Annotated in this window: 16 protein-coding genes; 13 read left to right on the plus strand and 3 right to left on the minus strand. The window is 70.9% G+C overall.

The genetic code is table 11. The features are described from left to right. Positions 1-6: 6 nt before the first annotated feature. Positions 7-1,368 carry an FAD-binding oxidoreductase gene (locus tag ABD235_RS04865; RefSeq protein WP_344169981.1) on the plus strand — a complete coding sequence of 454 codons (1,362 nt, stop codon included), beginning with the start codon at positions 7-9 and terminating at the stop codon, positions 1,366-1,368. On the opposite strand, the gene ABD235_RS04870 is transcribed toward ABD235_RS04865, so the two are convergent. Further along, positions 1,361-3,013, minus strand: coding sequence for an RNA polymerase sigma factor (locus ABD235_RS04870; RefSeq protein WP_344169984.1), 1,653 nt, complete (start codon positions 3,011-3,013; stop codon positions 1,361-1,363). The genes ABD235_RS04865 and ABD235_RS04870 overlap by 8 nt on opposite strands. 10 nt (positions 3,014-3,023) lie before the next feature. Continuing rightward, a complete protein-coding gene (locus ABD235_RS04875) occupies positions 3,024-3,413 on the minus strand; it encodes a YciI family protein (RefSeq protein WP_344169987.1) in 390 nt (129 codons plus the stop codon). 114 nt (positions 3,414-3,527) lie between these two features. Here ABD235_RS04875 and ABD235_RS04880 point away from each other — a divergent pair, with 114 nt between their 5' ends. From ABD235_RS04880 to ABD235_RS04900, 5 genes are all read left to right on the plus strand, one after another. Beyond that, entirely contained in the window at positions 3,528-4,319 is a 792-nt protein-coding gene (locus ABD235_RS04880; protein ID WP_344169990.1) for a sulfite exporter TauE/SafE family protein, read from the plus strand. Between the two features lie 308 nt (positions 4,320-4,627). Next, positions 4,628-5,446 (plus strand): slipin family protein, encoded by an 819-nt coding sequence (locus ABD235_RS04885; protein ID WP_344169993.1) that lies wholly within the window; start codon positions 4,628-4,630, stop codon positions 5,444-5,446. Beyond that, positions 5,443-5,955 carry a hypothetical protein gene (locus ABD235_RS04890; protein WP_344169996.1) on the plus strand — a complete coding sequence of 171 codons (513 nt, stop codon included), beginning with the start codon at positions 5,443-5,445 and terminating at the stop codon, positions 5,953-5,955. The genes ABD235_RS04885 and ABD235_RS04890 overlap by 4 nt, the downstream gene beginning before the upstream one ends. Positions 5,956-5,959: 4 nt before the next feature. Next, positions 5,960-6,712 carry a class I SAM-dependent methyltransferase gene (locus ABD235_RS04895; RefSeq protein WP_344169999.1) on the plus strand — a complete coding sequence of 251 codons (753 nt, stop codon included), beginning with the start codon at positions 5,960-5,962 and terminating at the stop codon, positions 6,710-6,712. Between the two features lie 81 nt (positions 6,713-6,793). Continuing rightward, a complete protein-coding gene (locus ABD235_RS04900) occupies positions 6,794-7,300 on the plus strand; it encodes a hypothetical protein (RefSeq protein ID WP_344170001.1) in 507 nt (168 codons plus the stop codon). Positions 7,301-7,314: 14 nt separating this feature from the next. On the opposite strand, the gene ABD235_RS04905 is transcribed toward ABD235_RS04900, so the two are convergent. Then, on the minus strand, positions 7,315-8,433 hold the full coding sequence (locus tag ABD235_RS04905; RefSeq protein WP_344170004.1) for a cytochrome P450: 1,119 nt from the start codon (positions 8,431-8,433) through the stop codon (positions 7,315-7,317). Positions 8,434-8,556: 123 nt separating this feature from the next. On the opposite strand from ABD235_RS04905, the gene priA reads away from it, so the two are divergent. The 7 genes from priA to hisF all read left to right on the plus strand — a co-directional run bounded on the left by priA (position 8,557) and on the right by hisF (position 16,781). Next, complete coding sequence (gene priA, locus ABD235_RS04910) at positions 8,557-9,294, plus strand: bifunctional 1-(5-phosphoribosyl)-5-((5-phosphoribosylamino)methylideneamino)imidazole-4-carboxamide isomerase/phosphoribosylanthranilate isomerase PriA (RefSeq protein ID WP_344170007.1); 738 nt, start codon at positions 8,557-8,559, stop codon at positions 9,292-9,294. After that, on the plus strand, positions 9,291-11,594 hold the full coding sequence (locus tag ABD235_RS04915) for an HAD-IB family hydrolase (protein WP_344170010.1): 2,304 nt from the start codon (positions 9,291-9,293) through the stop codon (positions 11,592-11,594). The genes priA and ABD235_RS04915 overlap by 4 nt, the downstream gene beginning before the upstream one ends. Further along, positions 11,591-12,790 (plus strand): zinc-dependent alcohol dehydrogenase, encoded by a 1,200-nt coding sequence (locus tag ABD235_RS04920; protein ID WP_344170012.1) that lies wholly within the window; start codon positions 11,591-11,593, stop codon positions 12,788-12,790. Before ABD235_RS04915 ends, ABD235_RS04920 begins: the two co-directional genes overlap by 4 nt. Positions 12,791-12,856: 66 nt before the next feature. After that, positions 12,857-14,410, plus strand: a complete 1,554-nt coding sequence (gene larAH, locus ABD235_RS04925; protein WP_344170014.1) for an NPN-dependent hydroxyacid isomerase, LarAH14/15/16 family — start codon at positions 12,857-12,859, stop codon at positions 14,408-14,410. After that, positions 14,410-15,342: a lysophospholipid acyltransferase family protein gene (locus ABD235_RS04930; protein WP_344170017.1), complete on the plus strand. Its 933-nt coding sequence runs from the start codon at positions 14,410-14,412 to the stop codon at positions 15,340-15,342. Before larAH ends, ABD235_RS04930 begins: the two co-directional genes overlap by 1 nt. Further along, positions 15,339-15,935: a hypothetical protein gene (locus ABD235_RS04935; protein WP_344170019.1), complete on the plus strand. Its 597-nt coding sequence runs from the start codon at positions 15,339-15,341 to the stop codon at positions 15,933-15,935. Before ABD235_RS04930 ends, ABD235_RS04935 begins: the two co-directional genes overlap by 4 nt. 84 nt (positions 15,936-16,019) lie before the next feature. After that, complete coding sequence (hisF, locus tag ABD235_RS04940) at positions 16,020-16,781, plus strand: imidazole glycerol phosphate synthase subunit HisF (RefSeq protein ID WP_344170022.1); 762 nt, start codon at positions 16,020-16,022, stop codon at positions 16,779-16,781.

A 16,781-nucleotide genomic window follows, 5' to 3' on the forward strand; every position in this document is an offset into this window, starting at 1 on the left:
AACACCATGACTGGAACTTCGGCAGGGCGGTTCGGGATCGACGGGCTGCGGGAGGTCGTGAAGGGTGAGGTGCTGACCGACGGGGACCCGGCGTACGCGGTGTCGAGCAGGACGCTCACCGTGCAAGGGCATCCGGCGGTGGTGGTTCGGTGTGCTGGGGCTGACGACATCGCGGCGGCGCTGCGGTATGCGCGCGAGCATCAGTTGCCGGTGGCCGTGCGGAGTGGTGGGCACCATCCGGCTGGGTTCGGGACCAATGACGGGGGAGTGGTGATCGACGTCGGGCTGCTGGACGAGGTGACGGTGGTGCCGGAGGAGGACGGCCGGCGGACGGTTCGGGTCGGGACCGGGGCTACGTGGGGGCGGGTTGCTGGGGAGCTGGCGAGTTCAGGGCTGGCGATTTCGTCGGGGGATACCGCCGCGGTTGGTGTGGGTGGATTGCTCGGGGGCGGTGGGATCGGGTGGATGGTGCGGCGGCTCGGGCTGGCGCTCGACAGTGTGGTGGGGGCCGAGGTGGTGACCGCCGATGGTGTTGCTCGCCGGGTCGACGCGGTGAACGAGCCGGAGCTGTTCTGGGGTGTTCGGGGTGCCGCTGGGAGTTTGGGCGTCGTGGCGTCGTACGACGTGGTGGCGGTTCATCAGCCGACGGTGCTGTTCGGGAATCTGTTGTTCCCGTCGGCGCAGCTGGAGCAGGTCGTGAGCGGCTGGGCGGCGTACATGGCGAACGCGCCCGTCGAGCTGTCGTCGTCGGTGCAGTTGCCGCCGACGATGTTCGCGGAGGGGCAGGCGCCGGTCGCGGTCATGGTGTGCGTCTCGGGTGATCTCGTGGACGCCGAGCGGTTGCTCGCGCCGCTGCGTGCGCTGGGCACGGTCATCACCGAAACCGTGGCGGAGATCCCGTACGGCGACATCCTGACGACCGAGCAGATGCCGCCGGAGTGGACGCCGCGGATGCGGAACGGGCTGTTCGACCGGTGGGTGCCGGAGCTGGTCGAGCGGCTGGCCGACGCGCGGCGCCGGATGCCGGCGATGGCGGTCGACGTTCGCGCGCTGAGTGGGGCGTTCGGGGCGGTCGCTCCGGAGGCGACGGCGTTCGGGCGCCGCGACGCCCGGTTCATGGTGAACACGGTGCTGCTCGGGTCGACGGCGATGCACGGCGGGCAGGTCGACGGGTTCGACAGCCTGTGGGAGGGGCTGCAGCCGGAAGGGGCCTATGGCAACTTCCTCTCGCACCCGACGGCCGAGGACCTGGACCGGTGTTTCCCGAAGTCGCACCGGGACCGGTTGGCGGCGCTGAAGCAGGAGGTCGACCCGACCGAGGTGTTCAGTACGGCGCTGACCGTCCCGCCGGCCGGGCGGATCAGCTGAGGCGGGCGATGCGGTCGCGCAGGTAGTTCTGCTCGGCGGTGTTGCGGGTGCGGTCGAGGGCCGCCTCGTACTGCGCGCGGGCGGCGTCGTACCGGCCGGCGAGTTCGTGGAGGTGGGCAAGGACCGACAGGCGGCGGTGGTGGTCGCCGAGGTGGCGGTCGTCGGCGAGCGCGTCGACGATCGCGATCCCGGCGTCCGGGCCGTCGGTCATCGCCACCGCGACGGCCTGGCCGAGGCGGACCATCGGGCCGGGGTCGATCTCGGCGAGGATGCGGTACAGGCCGGCGATCTGTTCCCAGTCGGTCGATTCGACCGAGTCGGCCTCGCTGTGGACCGCGGCGATAGCGGCTTCCAGCTGGTACGGGCCGACGCGGCCGGATTGCAGGGCGGCCTCGACGAGGGCGGTGCCTTCGGCGATCTCCGCGGTGTACCAGCGGGTGCGGTCCTGGCGGTCGGCCGGGACGAGGTCGCCGCCGGGACCGGTCCGGGCGTCGCGGCGGGCGTGGGTGAGGATCATCAGGGCGAGCAGCCCGGCGACCTCCCCGGTCGGCGCGGTGGGGTGGTGGTGAGCTGGCGCCGCATCCGGCGGGTGGTGGGATGCCGACGCCGCATCCGCCGGGTCGCGGTGAGCCGGCGCAACCGCCGGGTCCTGGTGAGCCGGCGCCGCATCTGCCGGGCGGTGGTGGTGAGCCGGCACCGGCACCGCCGGGCGGTGGTGAGCCGGCACCGGCACCGCCGAGCGGTGGTGAGCCGGCGCCGCATCCGCCGGGTGCCGCGGGCGGGGCCCAAGTGAGGCGTGCAGCATGCGCGTGATCCGGAGGGCCTCGACCGCGAGGTCGAGTCGCTGCAGCTGGTCGCCGGAGCTGGCGGTGTGGCCTTCGTTGAAGATCAGGTAGAGGACCTGCAGTACGGCGCGCAGACGTTCGTCGTACTCGGCGCCGGTCGGTAGTTCGAACCTGGCACCGGACTCCTTGATCAGGCGCTTCGCGCGACTGATGCGCTGGGCCACCGTCGACTCGGCGACGAGGAGAGCCGCGGCGACTTCGGCGGTGGTCAGGCCGCCGACCGAGCGCAGGGTGAGCGCGATCTGGGACGCGGGAGTCAGGGTCGGGTGGCAGCACAGGACGAGCAGTCGGAGCGTGTCGTCGGTGTCCTCGGTCGAGTCGGCCTCGGCCGGGGTGCGCAGGAAGTCGTTGACCTCGCGCTGCCGCCGGGCGTTGTCGCGGCGCCAGCCGTCCATCAGCCGACGGGTCGCGACGCTGATCAGCCAGCCGACCGGTTGCTCCGGTACGCCGTGCTCGCGCCACTGCGTCGAGGCGGCGAGCAACGCCTCCTGGACGGCGTCCTCGCACTGGTCGAACACGCCGTACCGCCGGACCAGCGTTGCCAACGCCTTCGGCGCCCCGGCCCGAATCGCCGCCTCGAGCTCCCCGTCGGGTGTGGGGAAGTGGACGGCGGCCCTGGGCTCCTGGTCGGGCGTGGTCGATCTGCTGGCGCCGGACGCCAAGCCCTCCTCGGGGGTGGGTGCGCTGGCCCGGGCTGCCGGCTCGCGGGTAATCGAGCCAGTGGCGTCGCACGCCGCGCCCGCATCCGCGCCCGGCGTGCTGGCCTGAGCTCCCCGCACGTGCGCGTCGTCTGCGATCACGAGCGCGAGCTCACTCGCCCGGGTCCAACCGGGCGAGGCCGTCCTCGTCCAGGTCTCGAACCGGCCGGACCTCGATGCGCTGGACGGCGGCGTACGGCACCTCGGCGGCGATCTCCAGGGCCCGCTCGATCGACGGGACCTCCACCACCAGCGCGCCGGCCAGGAACTCCTTGGTCTCCAGGAACGGGCGGTCGGAGATCACCGGTGTGCCGGCGACGGTCTGCACGGTCTTGGACTCCGACGGGGGCTGCAGGGCGAGGATCTGCACCAGCTCGCCGTTCGCACGCAGCCGGCCGATGCGGTCGACCAGGTCGTCGCCGCCGATCAGCGCGCGGCGCTGGTCGGGCGTCAGGCCTTCCAGGGCTTCGGGGTTGTTGTGGATCAGCAGCAGGAACTTCACCACCCCATTGTCCAGAGTCGAGCGGTTCACGTCCGCTGGTTTTGTGGAGCCGGTCACGTCCAACCCGGTAAGGGTTCTCACGTACTACGTCCTTACCTGATCATGGAGCCGTGAGTGCATTCCGGGGGCGTCGTGCCTGATATCTCCTTGTGGACCGTCGTGTTCCTGGTGGTCGCGGCCTTCTCGGCCGGCTGGATCGACGCGGTGGTCGGCGGTGGCGGGCTGATCCAGCTCCCCGCGATGCTGCTCGGTCTGCCGAACGCCTCGCCCGCGCAGATCCTGTCGACCAACAAGATCTCCTCGCTGTGCGGTACGGCGACCAGCGCGGTCACGTTCGGCGTGAAGGTCCGCCCGGACCGGCGGACCGTGATCCCGTTGACGATCCTGGCCGGACTCGGCGCGGCCGCCGGGGCGTTGGTGGCGACGAAGATCCCGATGAGCTGGTTCAAGCCGATCGTGCTCGTGCTGCTGATCGGTGTCGCGATCTACACCGCGCTGAAGCCGTCGCTCGGCGCGCGGACCGCGCTGCGCTGGGACGGCCGCAACCACTACGTCGCCGCCGGCACGGTCGGGCTGATGATCGGCTTCTACGACGGCGCGGTCGGGCCCGGCACCGGTTCGTTCCTGATCTTCGCGCTGGTCGGCCTGCTCGGCTACAACTTCCTCCAGGCCAGCGCGAAGGCGAAGATCGCGAACGTCGCCACCAACCTCGGCGCGATCGCCGTGTTCGCCGCGCACGGCGCGCCGCTGTGGGGACTGGGCCTGACGATGGGCGCCGCGAACATGGTCGGCGGCTTGCTCGGAGCCCGTACGGCGGTCGCCCGCGGCAGCAAGTTCGTCCGCATCATCTTCCTGGTCGTGGTCAGCGCCCTGATCCTCCGCCTCGGCTACGATGTCTTTGCCTGAGGCAACAACCCGGCAAGGCCGCAAAGCGTTTGCCCGGGGCCACCGCCTGCCCCCACACTGAGCAGGCACCGCCGGATCAGCAGCGGAACCGGAGATCTCCGGAGCCGTCCTGCGCGTTGTACCCGGCAGCCGCTTTGCAACGGACCAAGAGATCTGTCCCGGGTTCACGCTGTCCCGGCCCAACGCTCTGCAGGCCCGGCTGCTCGTCACGAGCCGGTACCTCCGCCACGGTCCGGGGTGACCCCGGGACAGATCGTCCGCCGCAACGGCCGACCCAGCGACCGACGACCGGCGAGAGGAAGTGGACGATGGCGAAGATCACCGTGCAGACGCACGAGCAGGTTCTGGTGTACCGGGACGGTGTCTTCGAGTCCCGGCTCGAGCCCGGTCGTCACACCGTGCGCCAGGTCCGTCGCACCCGGCAGGAGCGGATCGACCGGCGCGTCCGGCAGCTGTCGGTCTCCGGCCAGGAGATCTTCACCGCGGACGGCGTGACCGTGCGCGTCACCGCCATCGCGCGTTGGCAGGTCACCGACGCCCGCGCGTTCGTCGAGAAGGCGGAGAACCCCGAGGACCTGCTGCACGTCGCACTGCAGCTGGAGATTCGGGACGCCGTCGGACGCCACGAGCTGGACGAGCTGCTCCGCCCCGAAGGCCGCGACGCCGTCGCGGCCGCGCTCGCCGGAGCGGCTACGCCACAGGCGGATGCCGCGGCGCCGGCGCTCGTCCGTACGGACGCGCCCGATGAGGGCACGGACGCGCCCGATCACGCCAGCGGCGCGCGCGTTCAGGGCACGAACGCACCCGAGCACGGCGCGAGCGCGCCCGGTGGTCTCCGGGCAACGGCCGTCGAGTTCGGGATCACCGTGCTCGACGTCGCCGTCCGCGACCTCGGCGTCGTCGGCGAGCTCCGGAGCGCCCTCGCCGAGACCGCGATCGAGAAGCAGCGCGGTCGCGCGGCCCTCGAGCGCGCCCGCGGCGAGGCGGCCGCGCTGCGTTCATTGGCGAACTCGGCCAAGCTGCTCGACGACCACCCGGCCCTCGCGACGCTGCGTCTGGTCCAGGCCGCGGCCGAGTCCGGCGCCACCGTCGTACTGACTCCGGATGGACTACCGTCTCGGGCATGAAGGTCCTGTACGACGGCCCGGTGCACGTCTCCTACTTCCAGATCTACGTGATGTCCGGCGGGACGTTCGCGAGCGATCCGGCGGAGTCGAACCAGGGCCAGGCCAACGGACTGTGCGGGGCCGCGTTGCCGGGAACCCTGTTCCTGACCACCGGCCTGCACACCGGACGGACCCACTTCACGATCGAGTTGCACACGACTGAACCGCCCCTGGACGACACGTGGGAGGAGATCGTCGAGGCGTCGTTCCGCCCGGTCGAGCAGGAGATCGCGCTGGTCGAGTGGGCGGGCGAGGCGGTCCACCACCTCGACCTGCCGGTCGACGACTACCGCGTCCGCTACTGCGCGACCGGGATGGACGCGGCCGCGGAGGCCGACACGGTGAAGGACGACGAGCCGCCGATCGACCGGTACCTGCTCCAGTTCTGGCCGGCGACGCCGCAGCCCGACGCGATCCTCAAGCAGACCGCCGAGGTCGCCGAGTACTGGCACCACGCCTGGAAGGACTAGAGCCATGGTCGACTACGACGATCGCCTGCACAGCGTGTACGCCGCCGGCCGGGCCGTCGACCAGGCGACCGTCGACGCCTGGATGCGCGCGTACGCCGACGTCGTCCGGCCCGAGCGCCCGCTGACGGTCCTCGACCTCGGCTCGGGGACCGGCCGCTTCACCGGGGCGCTCGCGGAGACGTTCGGCGGACCGGCGTACGGCGTGGAGCCGTCGGCACGGATGCGCGAGCAGGCGCCGGCGCATCCGGAGGTGACCTACCTCGAAGGATCCGCGGAGGCGATCCCGCTGCCGGACGCGTCGTGCGACGTGGCGCTGCTGTTCCTGTCCTTCCACCACTTCGCCGACCAGCAGCAGGCGTTCCACGAACTGCACCGCGTCCTGCGGCCCGGGGGAGTCGTGCTGCTGCGCAGCCAGTTCGCCGACCGGATGCCCGAGCTGCCTTGGTACCGGTACTTCCCGTCGGCCCCGGCCGCGGACGCCGCGATGTACCGGACGGTCGGGGAGACCGAGCGGATGGCGCGCGCCGCGAACCTCGTCCCGGACGCGGAGGTGCTCGTGGTCGAGGCCGAGCAGCAGCGCACCCTCGAGACGCTGTACGAGCGGGTGAGCACGAGAGCGCTGTCGACGTTCGAGCACCTGCCGGCCGACGAGATCGAGGCCGGCTTCGAAGAGTTCCGCCGCGACGCCGATGCGGAGCCGGACCGGCCGACACCGGTGATCCCGGCAACGGTGATGGTGCTCCGCCGGGTCGCCTGACGCTGCCAGGACCGGGCGGGGGCCTTGCCCGTTCGTGCAGATCCTGTACTGCGTAACGGTTCCCCGACCTAGGGTCGCGACATGACGACAATCTTCGACGGGCGGATGGGCCTGACGTTCGGCCAGATCTACCTGATGACCGGTGGGGTGGACTGGCCCGATGTCGACGACGCTCGGCGCGGTCAGGTCAACGGCCTCTGCGGCGGTGCCCAGTCCGGGCGGCTACTGCTGATCACCGGCCTGCACACCGGCGAGGTCGGGCTCCGGGTCGAGCGGCTCGACGAGGAACCGGCGCTGGACGACACCTGGGAGGAGATCGTCGAGGTCTCCTTCGAGCCGGTCGGCCCCGAGTTGGTGCTGCACGGGCTGGATGCCGGGATGTACGTGTCGACCGAACTGCCCGTGGTCAGCTACCGGGCCCGCTACAGCGCGGCCGACATGGACAAGGGCAAAGAGGTCGACGTGGTCAGCGCAGACGAGCCCGTCGTCGACCGCTACCTGCTCCAGCTGTGGCCCGCCGAACCGGCGCCCGACGTGATCCGCAAGCAGACCTCAGCCACCGCCTCCTACTGGCACCAAGAGCACTAGGAGTACTAGGAGCACTAGACGTCCCAGTGCACCTTCACCGCCGACGGCTTGCGGAAGACCAGCCCGCGCGGCGGAGGCGACGACGGCGCAAGCCGCAATCCGGGCAGTGCCAAGGCGGCCCGCAACGCCGTGAGAGCCTCGAGCCGGGCCAAGTGCATGCCGAGGCAGATGTGCGGACCACTGGCCCAGGCCAGATGCCGCCGGGCGTTCGTACGCCGTACGTCGAACTCGTCGGGCGACGGGAAGACCGAAGGATCGCGTCCCGCGCCGGCCAGCGAGACGGTGACCAGGTCACCACGGCGGATCGAGCAGCCGGCCAGCTCGACGTCCTGAGTCGCGTACCGGTCGACCACCGCCGCCGCGGGCTCGAGGCGCAGCGACTCCTCCAGCGCGTTCGGCAGCAGCGACGGATCGGCCAGCACCGCGTCGAGCTGCGACGGGGACGTCAGCAGGTGCCACAGGCAGTTCGTGATCATGCCCTCGGTGGTCTCGATCCCGCCGAACATCAGCACCGCCGCGTTCGCCACCACCTCGTCGACGCCGAGCCCGGCGCGGGCCGCCTCGGCGACCAGCGAGTCCGACGATTCGATGCCCGAGGCAACGTGCGCGTGCAGCCGCCCGAACGCCTCGGCGCCAGCGGCGGTCACCCGCCGCCCGGCCGCGACGCCGGTCACCGAGTCCGAGATCGCCTCGTACCAGCCCAGCACCGTGTCCGACGAGGCCGGCGGCAGCCCGAGCGAGTAGGCGACCACGGCCACCGACAGCGGCCCCGCGAGCGCACGGCGGAGATCTGCCGAGCCGTCCGCAGCGAAAGCCGCGACCAGCGAGTCAACCGTCTCCGTGACCGGCCCGGTGAACCGCGCTCGCGTCTCCGCCAGCCCGAAGGCGTGCTCGAACGGTGCCCGGTGCGCCGTGTGCGCGGCGCCGTCCAGCGACAGCATCGAGGGCCCGACGACCTGCGCGGTGGAGAACCGCGGATCGTCGACGGTGAACGTCGCGGGATCCCGCATCACCCGCATGGCGAGCTCGCGTCCGCTCACCACCCAGCCGCCGAGCGCGTCCACCCAGCCCACGGGCCGCACCGCCGCCAGCGCCGCGTGCGGCGACTCTTCCAACTCCGCCAAGGTGACCATCGACCACGATGTTACGAGGCAGACCACACGCCGTACTGGTATTGCTGAGACAGATCGGATCTCAACGACTCAGCGGGGCAGTGGGTTACGAAACCAGAACCTCGGGCATCTAGGGTGTGGCCCATGTCTGAGAACCTGGTGCTGCTGCCTGCCGTCGACGTGGCGGACGGGCAGGCGGTTCGGCTGGTGCAGGGCGCGGCCGGCAGCGAGACCTCGTACGGCGACCCGCTGGCCGCCGCGATGGCGTGGCAGGAGGCCGGCGCGGACTGGATCCACCTGGTCGACCTCGACGCCGCGTTCGGCCGCGGCAGCAACCGCGAGCTGCTCGCCGACGTCACCGCCCAGCTGGACGTCCAGGTGGAGCTGTCGGGCGGGATCCGCGACGACGACTCCCTGGAGGCCGCGCTGGCGACCGGGGCCCGCCGGGTCAACATCGGCACCGCCGCCCTGGAGAACCCGGAGTGGTGCGACCGCATCATCAGCCAGTACGGCGACCGGGTCGCGATCGGCCTGGACGTCCGCGGCCGCACGCTCGCCGCGCGGGGCTGGACCAAGGAGGGCGGCGATCTCTACGAGGTGCTCGACCGCCTGGAGAAGGCCGGCTGCGAGCGGTACGTCGTCACCGACGTGACCAAGGACGGCATGCTCCAGGGCCCGAACCTGGACCTCTACCGCGACCTGTGCGCGCGCACCGCCAAGCCGATCGTCGCCTCCGGCGGCGTCTCCAGCCTGGACGACCTCAAGGCACTCAGCACCCTGGTCAAGGACGGCGTCGAGGGCGTCATCGTCGGCAAGGCCCTGTACGCCGGCGCGTTCACCCTGACCGAGGCACTCGAACTCACCCGTGGAGGCGACAAGTGAGGCTTGCCGACAAGCTGGACGGCAAGAAGGTCCTGGTCACCGGTGTGACCGGGTTCGTCGGTGAGGCGCTGCTGCACCGCATCATCGGTGAGCTGCCGGGCACCACGGTGGTCGCGATCATCCGGCCGAAGGGCTCGCTCAAGGGCACCGACCGGATGGCCCAGCTGCTGAAGAAGGACATCTTCAAGCCGTTCTACGGCGAGGGCACCCCGTACGCCGACGCCGAGGCGCTGTCCGCGGCCCGCGTCCAGGTGGTCGAGGGCGACCTGGCCGACGTCCCGGAGCTGCCGAACGATCTCGACATCGTCGTGCACTGCGCGGGCGACGTCAGCTTCGACCCGCCGATCCACGAGGCGTTCACCACCAACGTGCTCGGCACCAAGAGCCTGCTGGAGCGGATCGACCAGAGCCGCGCCGTCGACGGCCACTCGATCCACTACGTGCACATCTCCACGGCGTACACCGCCGGCCGTCGTCGCGGCGCGATTCCGGAGGCTCCGGTCGAGCACAGCGTCGACTGGCGCAGCGAGGCCGCGGCCGGCATGGAGATGAAGTCCCGGATCGAGGGCATGTCGCGCTCGGCCGCGATGCTGACCAAGTTCCGCAAGGACTCCGAGAAGCTGCACCGCCGCGCCGGCCACCTGACCGCGGCCGCCGACACCGAGCGCCGCCGGACCGAGTGGGTCGCCAAGAAGCTGGTCGAGACCGGCACCGAGCGGGCCCGCAGCCTCGGCTGGACCGACTGCTACACCTTCACCAAGGCGCTCGGCGAGCGGGTGGTCGAGGAGTTCGCGTCGAAGTTCCCGACCTCGATCGTTCGCCCGGCCATCATCGAGTCCGCGCTCCAGAGCCCGCACCCGGGCTGGATCGAGGGCTTCAAGATGGCCGAGCCGCTGATCCTGGCCTACGGCCGCGGCGAGCTGCCGGAGTTCCCGGCCAGCCCCGACTCGGTGGTCGAGATCATCCCGGTCGACCACGTGGTCGGCGCGATCTGCGCGGTGATGGCGACCGAGCCCGAGCTGTCGAAGCCGGAGTACTACCACGTCAGCTCCGGCGCCCGGAACCCGCTGACCTTCGAGCAGCTGTACGCCGGCGTCCGCGCCTACTTCTCCAAGCACCCGTTCGACCTGGGCGAGCGCGGCGCGGTCCGGCTGCCGGTCTGGAAGTTCCCCGGCGGCGACTCGGTCGAGAGTATGCTGCGCTACGGCGAGAAGGCGCACTCGATCGCCGACCGGATCATCACCACGGTTCCGCGCAGCGAGCGCGTCCGCAAGTACGCCCGCGAGCTGGACGTGCAGAAGCGCCGGCTCGACTTCCTGCGCCGCTACATGGACCTGTACTCGGAGTACGCGCAGGCCGAGCTGCAGTTCATCGACGACAACGTGCTCGCCCTGCACCACGCGCTGGAGGGTGACGACCAGGAGAAGTTCGCCTGCGACACCTCGGTCGTCGACTGGCAGTACTACCTGCAGGAGCTGCACTGCCCGAGCGTGACCGAGTCGATGCGCCGGCTGGACGTCGTACGGAAGAAGCGCAACAAGGCCCTGGCCGAGAACGCCGGTGTCCTGAAGAAGGTGCAGCCCTCGGAGGACGCCGAGATCATCGCGGCCTTCGACATGGACGGCACGCTGCTCTCGTCGAACGTGATCGAGACCTACCTGTGGATGCGGCTGCCCGAGCTGGACAGCCACCAGCGGGTCGGTGAGATCGGCGCGATGCTGCGCAAGCTGCCGAAGCTGATCTCGGCCGAGCGCAAGGACCGCGGCACGTTCCTGCGGACCATCTACCGCCGCTACGAGGGCGCCGACCTGGAAGAGCTGAACCGGATCGTCGACGAGGTGCTGGCCGAGCACGTGCTGGAGCGGCTCAGCGGCGACGCCGTACGGCGGATCCGCGAGCACCGCGCGGCCGGGCACAAGACGATCCTGATCACCGGCGCCGTCCGGCCGCTGACCCGGCCGCTGGAGCCGCTGTTCGACGAGATCGTCGCGGCCGAGCTGGCCGTCGACGACCGCGGCCGCTGCACCGGGTACCTGTCCGGCCCGCCGCTGGTCGGCGAGTCCCGGGCGGCCTGGATCAAGCACCGCGCCCGCGGCACGAACATCGACCTGTCCAGGTCCTACGCGTACGCCGACAGCCACTCCGACCTGCCGATGCTGACCACGGTCGGCAACCCGGTCGCCGTCTCGCCGGACGTCTCGCTGTTCCGGGCCGCCCGGGCCGCGCGCTGGCAGATCGTCGACTGGAAGACACCCACCACGTCCTCGCGTCTGGAGATCCCTGGGGTGAACGCCCGATGATGCTGGCCCTGGAGATGTACCGCTCGCCGGCCAAGTACCTGGCCGCGAAGGCGGTCGGCAGCCGGATCCCCGGTGTGCTCACCGGCCCGGCGGCGCCGCTGCGCCTGGTCACGATCAACGAGCCGAAGGCCGACCGCGACGGCTGGGCCCGGATCCGGCCGATCCTGTCCGGCATCTGCGGCTCCGACCTCGGCATGGTCACCGGCCACACCAAGCTGTACTTCTCGGCGCTGGTGTCGATGCCGTTCGTGCCCGGTCACGAGATCGTCGGCGAGCTGCTGGACGACTGCGAGGACCTGCCCAAGGGCACCCGCGTGGTGATGGACTCGGTGCTGACCTGCGCCGCCCGCGGGGTCGAGCCCTGCGAGAGCTGCGTGTCGGGCCGCACCAACCGCTGCGACCGGATCACCGTCGGCCACGTCGCGCCGGGGCTGCAGACCGGGTTCTGCCAGGACACCGGTGGCGGCTGGGGCAACGTGATGGTCGCCCACCGCAGCCAGCTGTACGCCGTACCGGACGGTCTGTCCGACGAGCGCGCCGTACTGACCGAGCCGCTCGCGGGTGCCGTGCACACCGCGCTGCGCGCCAAGGTCGAGCCGGGTCAGTCGGTCCTGGTCAGCGGCGCCGGAGCGGTCGGGCTGTTCGCGACCCTCGCGCTGCGCGAGCTGACGCAGGCCGGCCGGATCACGGTCGTCGCCAAGCACGCCAAGCAGCGTGAGCTCGCGAAGGCCTTCGGCGCGAGCGACGTGGTCGCTCCCGACGAGGTCTTCCGGGGGGTCCGCCGGGCGACCGGCGCCTTCCGGCTGAAGCCGGAGCTGAATGCCAAGGAGTTCCTGCTCGGCGGCGTCGACATCGCCGTCGACGCGGTCGGCAGCAAGGACTCGATCGACACCGTGCTGCGGGTCACCAAGGCCGGTGGCCGGGTGGTCCTGGCCGGGATGCCGTCCACGGGTGCGGACCTGTCGCCGGTGTGGTTCCGCGAGCTGGAGCTGACCGGCACGTACGCGTCCTCGCGGGAGGAGCCGAACGACCGGCCCGCCTTCGAGACCGCGCTGGAGATCGCCGCCAAGGCACCGCTGGACGGCGTGGTCGGCGCGCGGTACCCGCTCTACCGGTGGCGCGAGGCGTTGGACCACGCCCAGTCCGCCGGCCGCCTGGGCACCGTGAAGGTGGCCTTCGATGTGAGGGCCTCATGACGGCTCCGCTGCTGAACGTACGACGAGAGAGGTTCTGACATGTCTCGGCCAGGGTTTGTGCTTGAGGTGGACGACCGGACGCCGCCGCTGCTCGTGCACAACGGTGAGGGCTTCCTGCTGGAGCGTTTTCCGCTCGGCACCCGGGTGGTGTACCCGCCGGAGGCGCTGCCGCCGGTGCGCGACGTCGAGGAAGCGATCCAGAACGCGCTGCTGCACCCGCTGGAGTCCGAGCCGCTGCCGGAGCTGCTGCGGCCGGGGATGCGGCTGACGATCGCGTTCGACGACATCTCGCTGCCGCTGCCGCCGATGAAGAAGCCGGACATCCGCCAGCGGATCATCGAGGCTGTGCTGACGATGGCCGCCGACGCCGGCGTCGACGACGTCGAGCTGATCTCGGCCAACGCGCTGCACCGCCGGCTCACCCCGAACGAGCTGCGCGACATCGTCGGCGAGCGGGTCTTCCGGTCGTTCTTCCCCGACGGCAAGCTGTACAACTTCGACGCCGAGGACACCGAGAACCTGACCCACCTGGGCCAGACCCGGCACGGCGAGGACGTCGAGATCTCCAAGCGGGCCGCCGAGTCCGACCTGCTGGTCTACGTGAATGTGAACCTGGTGGCGATGGACGGCGGCCACAAGTCGACGTCGATCGGGCTGGCGTCGTACAAGTCGCTGAAGCACCACCACAACAGCCACACGATGATCCACTCGCGGTCGTTCATGGACCACAAGGCCTCGAAGATGCACCACTCGGCCTGGCGGATGGGCGAGATCCTCACCCAGCACGTCAAGGTCTTCCAGATCGAGACCACGCTGAACAACGACATCTTCGGCGGTCCGCTGGAGTTCCTGCAGAAGCGCGAGTGGGAGTGGTCGATCAAGGACCAGGCCGCGATGCTCGGCGCCAAGCGCGGCCTCGCGCTGGCCCCGGCCAAGGCCCGGCGCAAGATCTTCCAGGACGTCCGGGCCAACTACGGACTGACCGGGATCCACGCCGGCAAGATCGAGCCGGTGCACGACAAGACCATCGAGAACGTGCACAAGCAGCACCTGGTCGAGGTGCAGGGCCAGTCCGACGTCGCGATCATGGGCGTGCCGTTCGTCGGCCCGTACAACGTGAACTCGGTGATGAACCCGATCCTGGCCGCCTGCATGGGGCTGGGTTACTACTTCAACTCCTACCGGGGCAACCCGATCGTCCGCAAGGACGGCGCGGTGATCCTGTACCACCCGGTCGACTACGAGTTCAGCCAGCTGCACCACCCGTCGTACGTGGACTTCTTCGAGGAGGTGCTGTCGGAGTCGACCGACCCGGCCACCATCGAGGCGAAGTTCGAGAAGCAGTACGCCGAGGACCCGTGGTACATCCACCTGTACCGGACGTCGTACGCCTACCACGGCGTGCACCCGTTCTACATGTGGTACTGGATCAGCCACGCCCTCGACCACTGCGGCGACATCGTCTGGGTCGGCGCGAACCGCAAGACCGTCGAGCGGATGGGCTTCCGGTCCGCCTCGACGCTGCAGGACGCGCTGGAGATGGTCAGCCACTCGGTCGGCCGGTCGCCGTCGATCACCTACCTGCACAACCCGCCGCACCTGCTCGCGGACGTTCGCTGATGGGGACGAACCTGGTGAAGTTCGGGCGGGACACCGCCCGCGACGTCAAGCAGGTCGCGCGCGGCTGGCGGTGGGGACGGCGGACCCAGGTCCCGCGCTCGGCCGAGCCGTACGTGATCCCGAAGGAGTCCACGGTCTTCCCGACCCGGTGGGCCCGGACGCCGGCCGCGATCGCCGTTCGTGAGGTGCTGCAGAAGGGCGCGCTCAACTCGGTCCTGCGGTTCGAGGTGAACCCGCAGGTCAGCGGCCTGGACTCGCTGCTCAAGCTGGACGGCCCGGCGCTGATCGTGGCCAACCACTCGTCGCACCTGGACACCCCGCTGGTGCTCTGCACGCTGCCCGACGCGATGCGCCGCAAGACCGCCGTCGCGGCGGCCGCGGACTACTTCTTCGACACCTGGTGGCGGGCGACCGCGTCGGCGATCGTGTTCAACACGTTCCCGATCGAGCGCCGCGGCGGCAAGCTCAGCGCGACGCCGGGCGACCTGCTCGCCGACGGGTGGAACGTGGTGGTCTTCCCCGAGGGCACCCGCTCGCCCGACGGCTGGATGGAACGCTTCCGGATGGGTGCGGCGTACCTGGCCGTCGAGCACAACGTGCCGATCGTCCCGGTCGGCATCAAGGGCTCGTTCGCCGCGATGCCGCGCGGCCGCGGCTGGCCGGTGCCCGGACGCCCGACCGTCGCCGTCCGGTACGGCGACCCGCTGCACGCCAAGCCGGGGGAGAGCGCCCGCGAGTTCGCGCCGCGCATCTCCGCCGCCGTGTCGGCGCTGCTCGACGAGGAGTCGACCACCTGGTACGAGGCCCGTCGTCGCGTCGCGACCGGCGCGTCTCCGTCCCAGTCCGGCCCGGACGCCGCGCGCTGGCGCCGCGTGTGGGAGTCGACCACCCCCGTCAAGGCATCCACGAGCAAACGCCGAGCCTGGAAGTGAGTCGTTCGGTCCACCGGCCGCGGTTCTCCGCGGCCGGTGCGCCGTTCTGGATCCTGGCCGGGGTCTACGTCGCCATCGGCGCGTTGCTGTGCTGGTCGTTGAGCACCTGGGCGATCAGCGGCGTCGCCGCCGTACTGGCGTTCGCCGCCTGGCTGCTGCTGATCGCGGTGGCGGTGAGGGTGATCTTCGCCCGGACGTCGCTGGTCGTCGACGACGAGGCGGTGACCTCGATCAGCGCCGTGGGCACCTCCACGACGCTGCGGCGGGACGAACTCGTCCGGGTGGTCTCGATCGGTCGTCTGCGCGGATCGCTCCCCGGTGGCGTCCTGCTGGCGCTCGCGCGGGACGGGCGACGGATCGGTGCGGCCGAGTGGTTGTGGGGCTCGCAGACCGGCGATGCGCTGGCCCGCGCGCTGGCGGGCGACCAGGTACCGCTGGAGCAGCGGCCCACGATGGGACCTGTGGACCTGGTCCGCGAGTTCGGTGTGGATCCGGCGGTTCGTCGCCGACCGGTCGCGTATGCGGTGACGATGCTGGTGAGTGCGGGCGCGGGGATTCTGATCGCCTGGCCCCTGGTGGACCGGTTGCTCTGAGCCGGACCGGCCTTGGCCTCGTACGGGCTGCTTGTTCCGGGTCGGATGCGGTCGGTGCTGGACGTGCTCGCTAGCCTTGTCCCCGTGAGCCTTGCCGTGCGTGTGATTCCCTGTCTGGACGTTGATGCCGGGCGGGTGGTCAAGGGTGTCAACTTCGTCAACCTGCGCGACGCCGGCGACCCGGTCGAGATGGCCAAGCTGTACGACGGGGAGGGCGCCGACGAGCTGACCTTCCTCGACATCACCGCGTCGTCGGGGTCGCGCGAGACGACGTACGACGTGGTCGGGCGGACGGCCGAGCAGGTGTTCATCCCGCTGACCGTCGGTGGCGGCGTACGCGAGGCCGCGGACGTCGACCGGCTGCTGCGGGCCGGCGCGGACAAGGTGGGCATCAACACCGGCGCGATCAACCGGCCGGCGGTGATCGAGGAGATCGCGCACCGGTTCGGCAACCAGGTGCTCGTGCTGTCGCTCGACGTCCGGCGGTCGGCCGAGCAGCCGAGCGGGTTCGAGGTCACCACGCACGGCGGGCGCAAGTCGGCCGGGCTGGACGCGATCGAGTGGGCCCGCAAGGGCGCCGAGCTCGGCGCCGGGGAGATCCTGCTGAACTCGATGGATGCCGACGGCACCAAACAGGGCTTCGACCTGGAGCTGATCCGCGCGGTCCGCGCGGTGGTCGACGTTCCCCTGATCGCCAGCGGGGGAGCGGGGGCGCCCGAGCACTTCCCGCCCGCCGTCGAGGCCGGCGCCGACGCGCTGCTCGCCGCGAGCGTGTTCCACTTCGGCGACCTGCGGATCGCCGACGTCAAGAAGGCCCTCCGCGACGCCGGCATCGTGGTCCGGTGA

The sequence above is a fragment of the Kribbella lupini genome, from assembly GCF_039529595.1.
Classification (GTDB): domain Bacteria; phylum Actinomycetota; class Actinomycetes; order Propionibacteriales; family Kribbellaceae; genus Kribbella; species Kribbella lupini.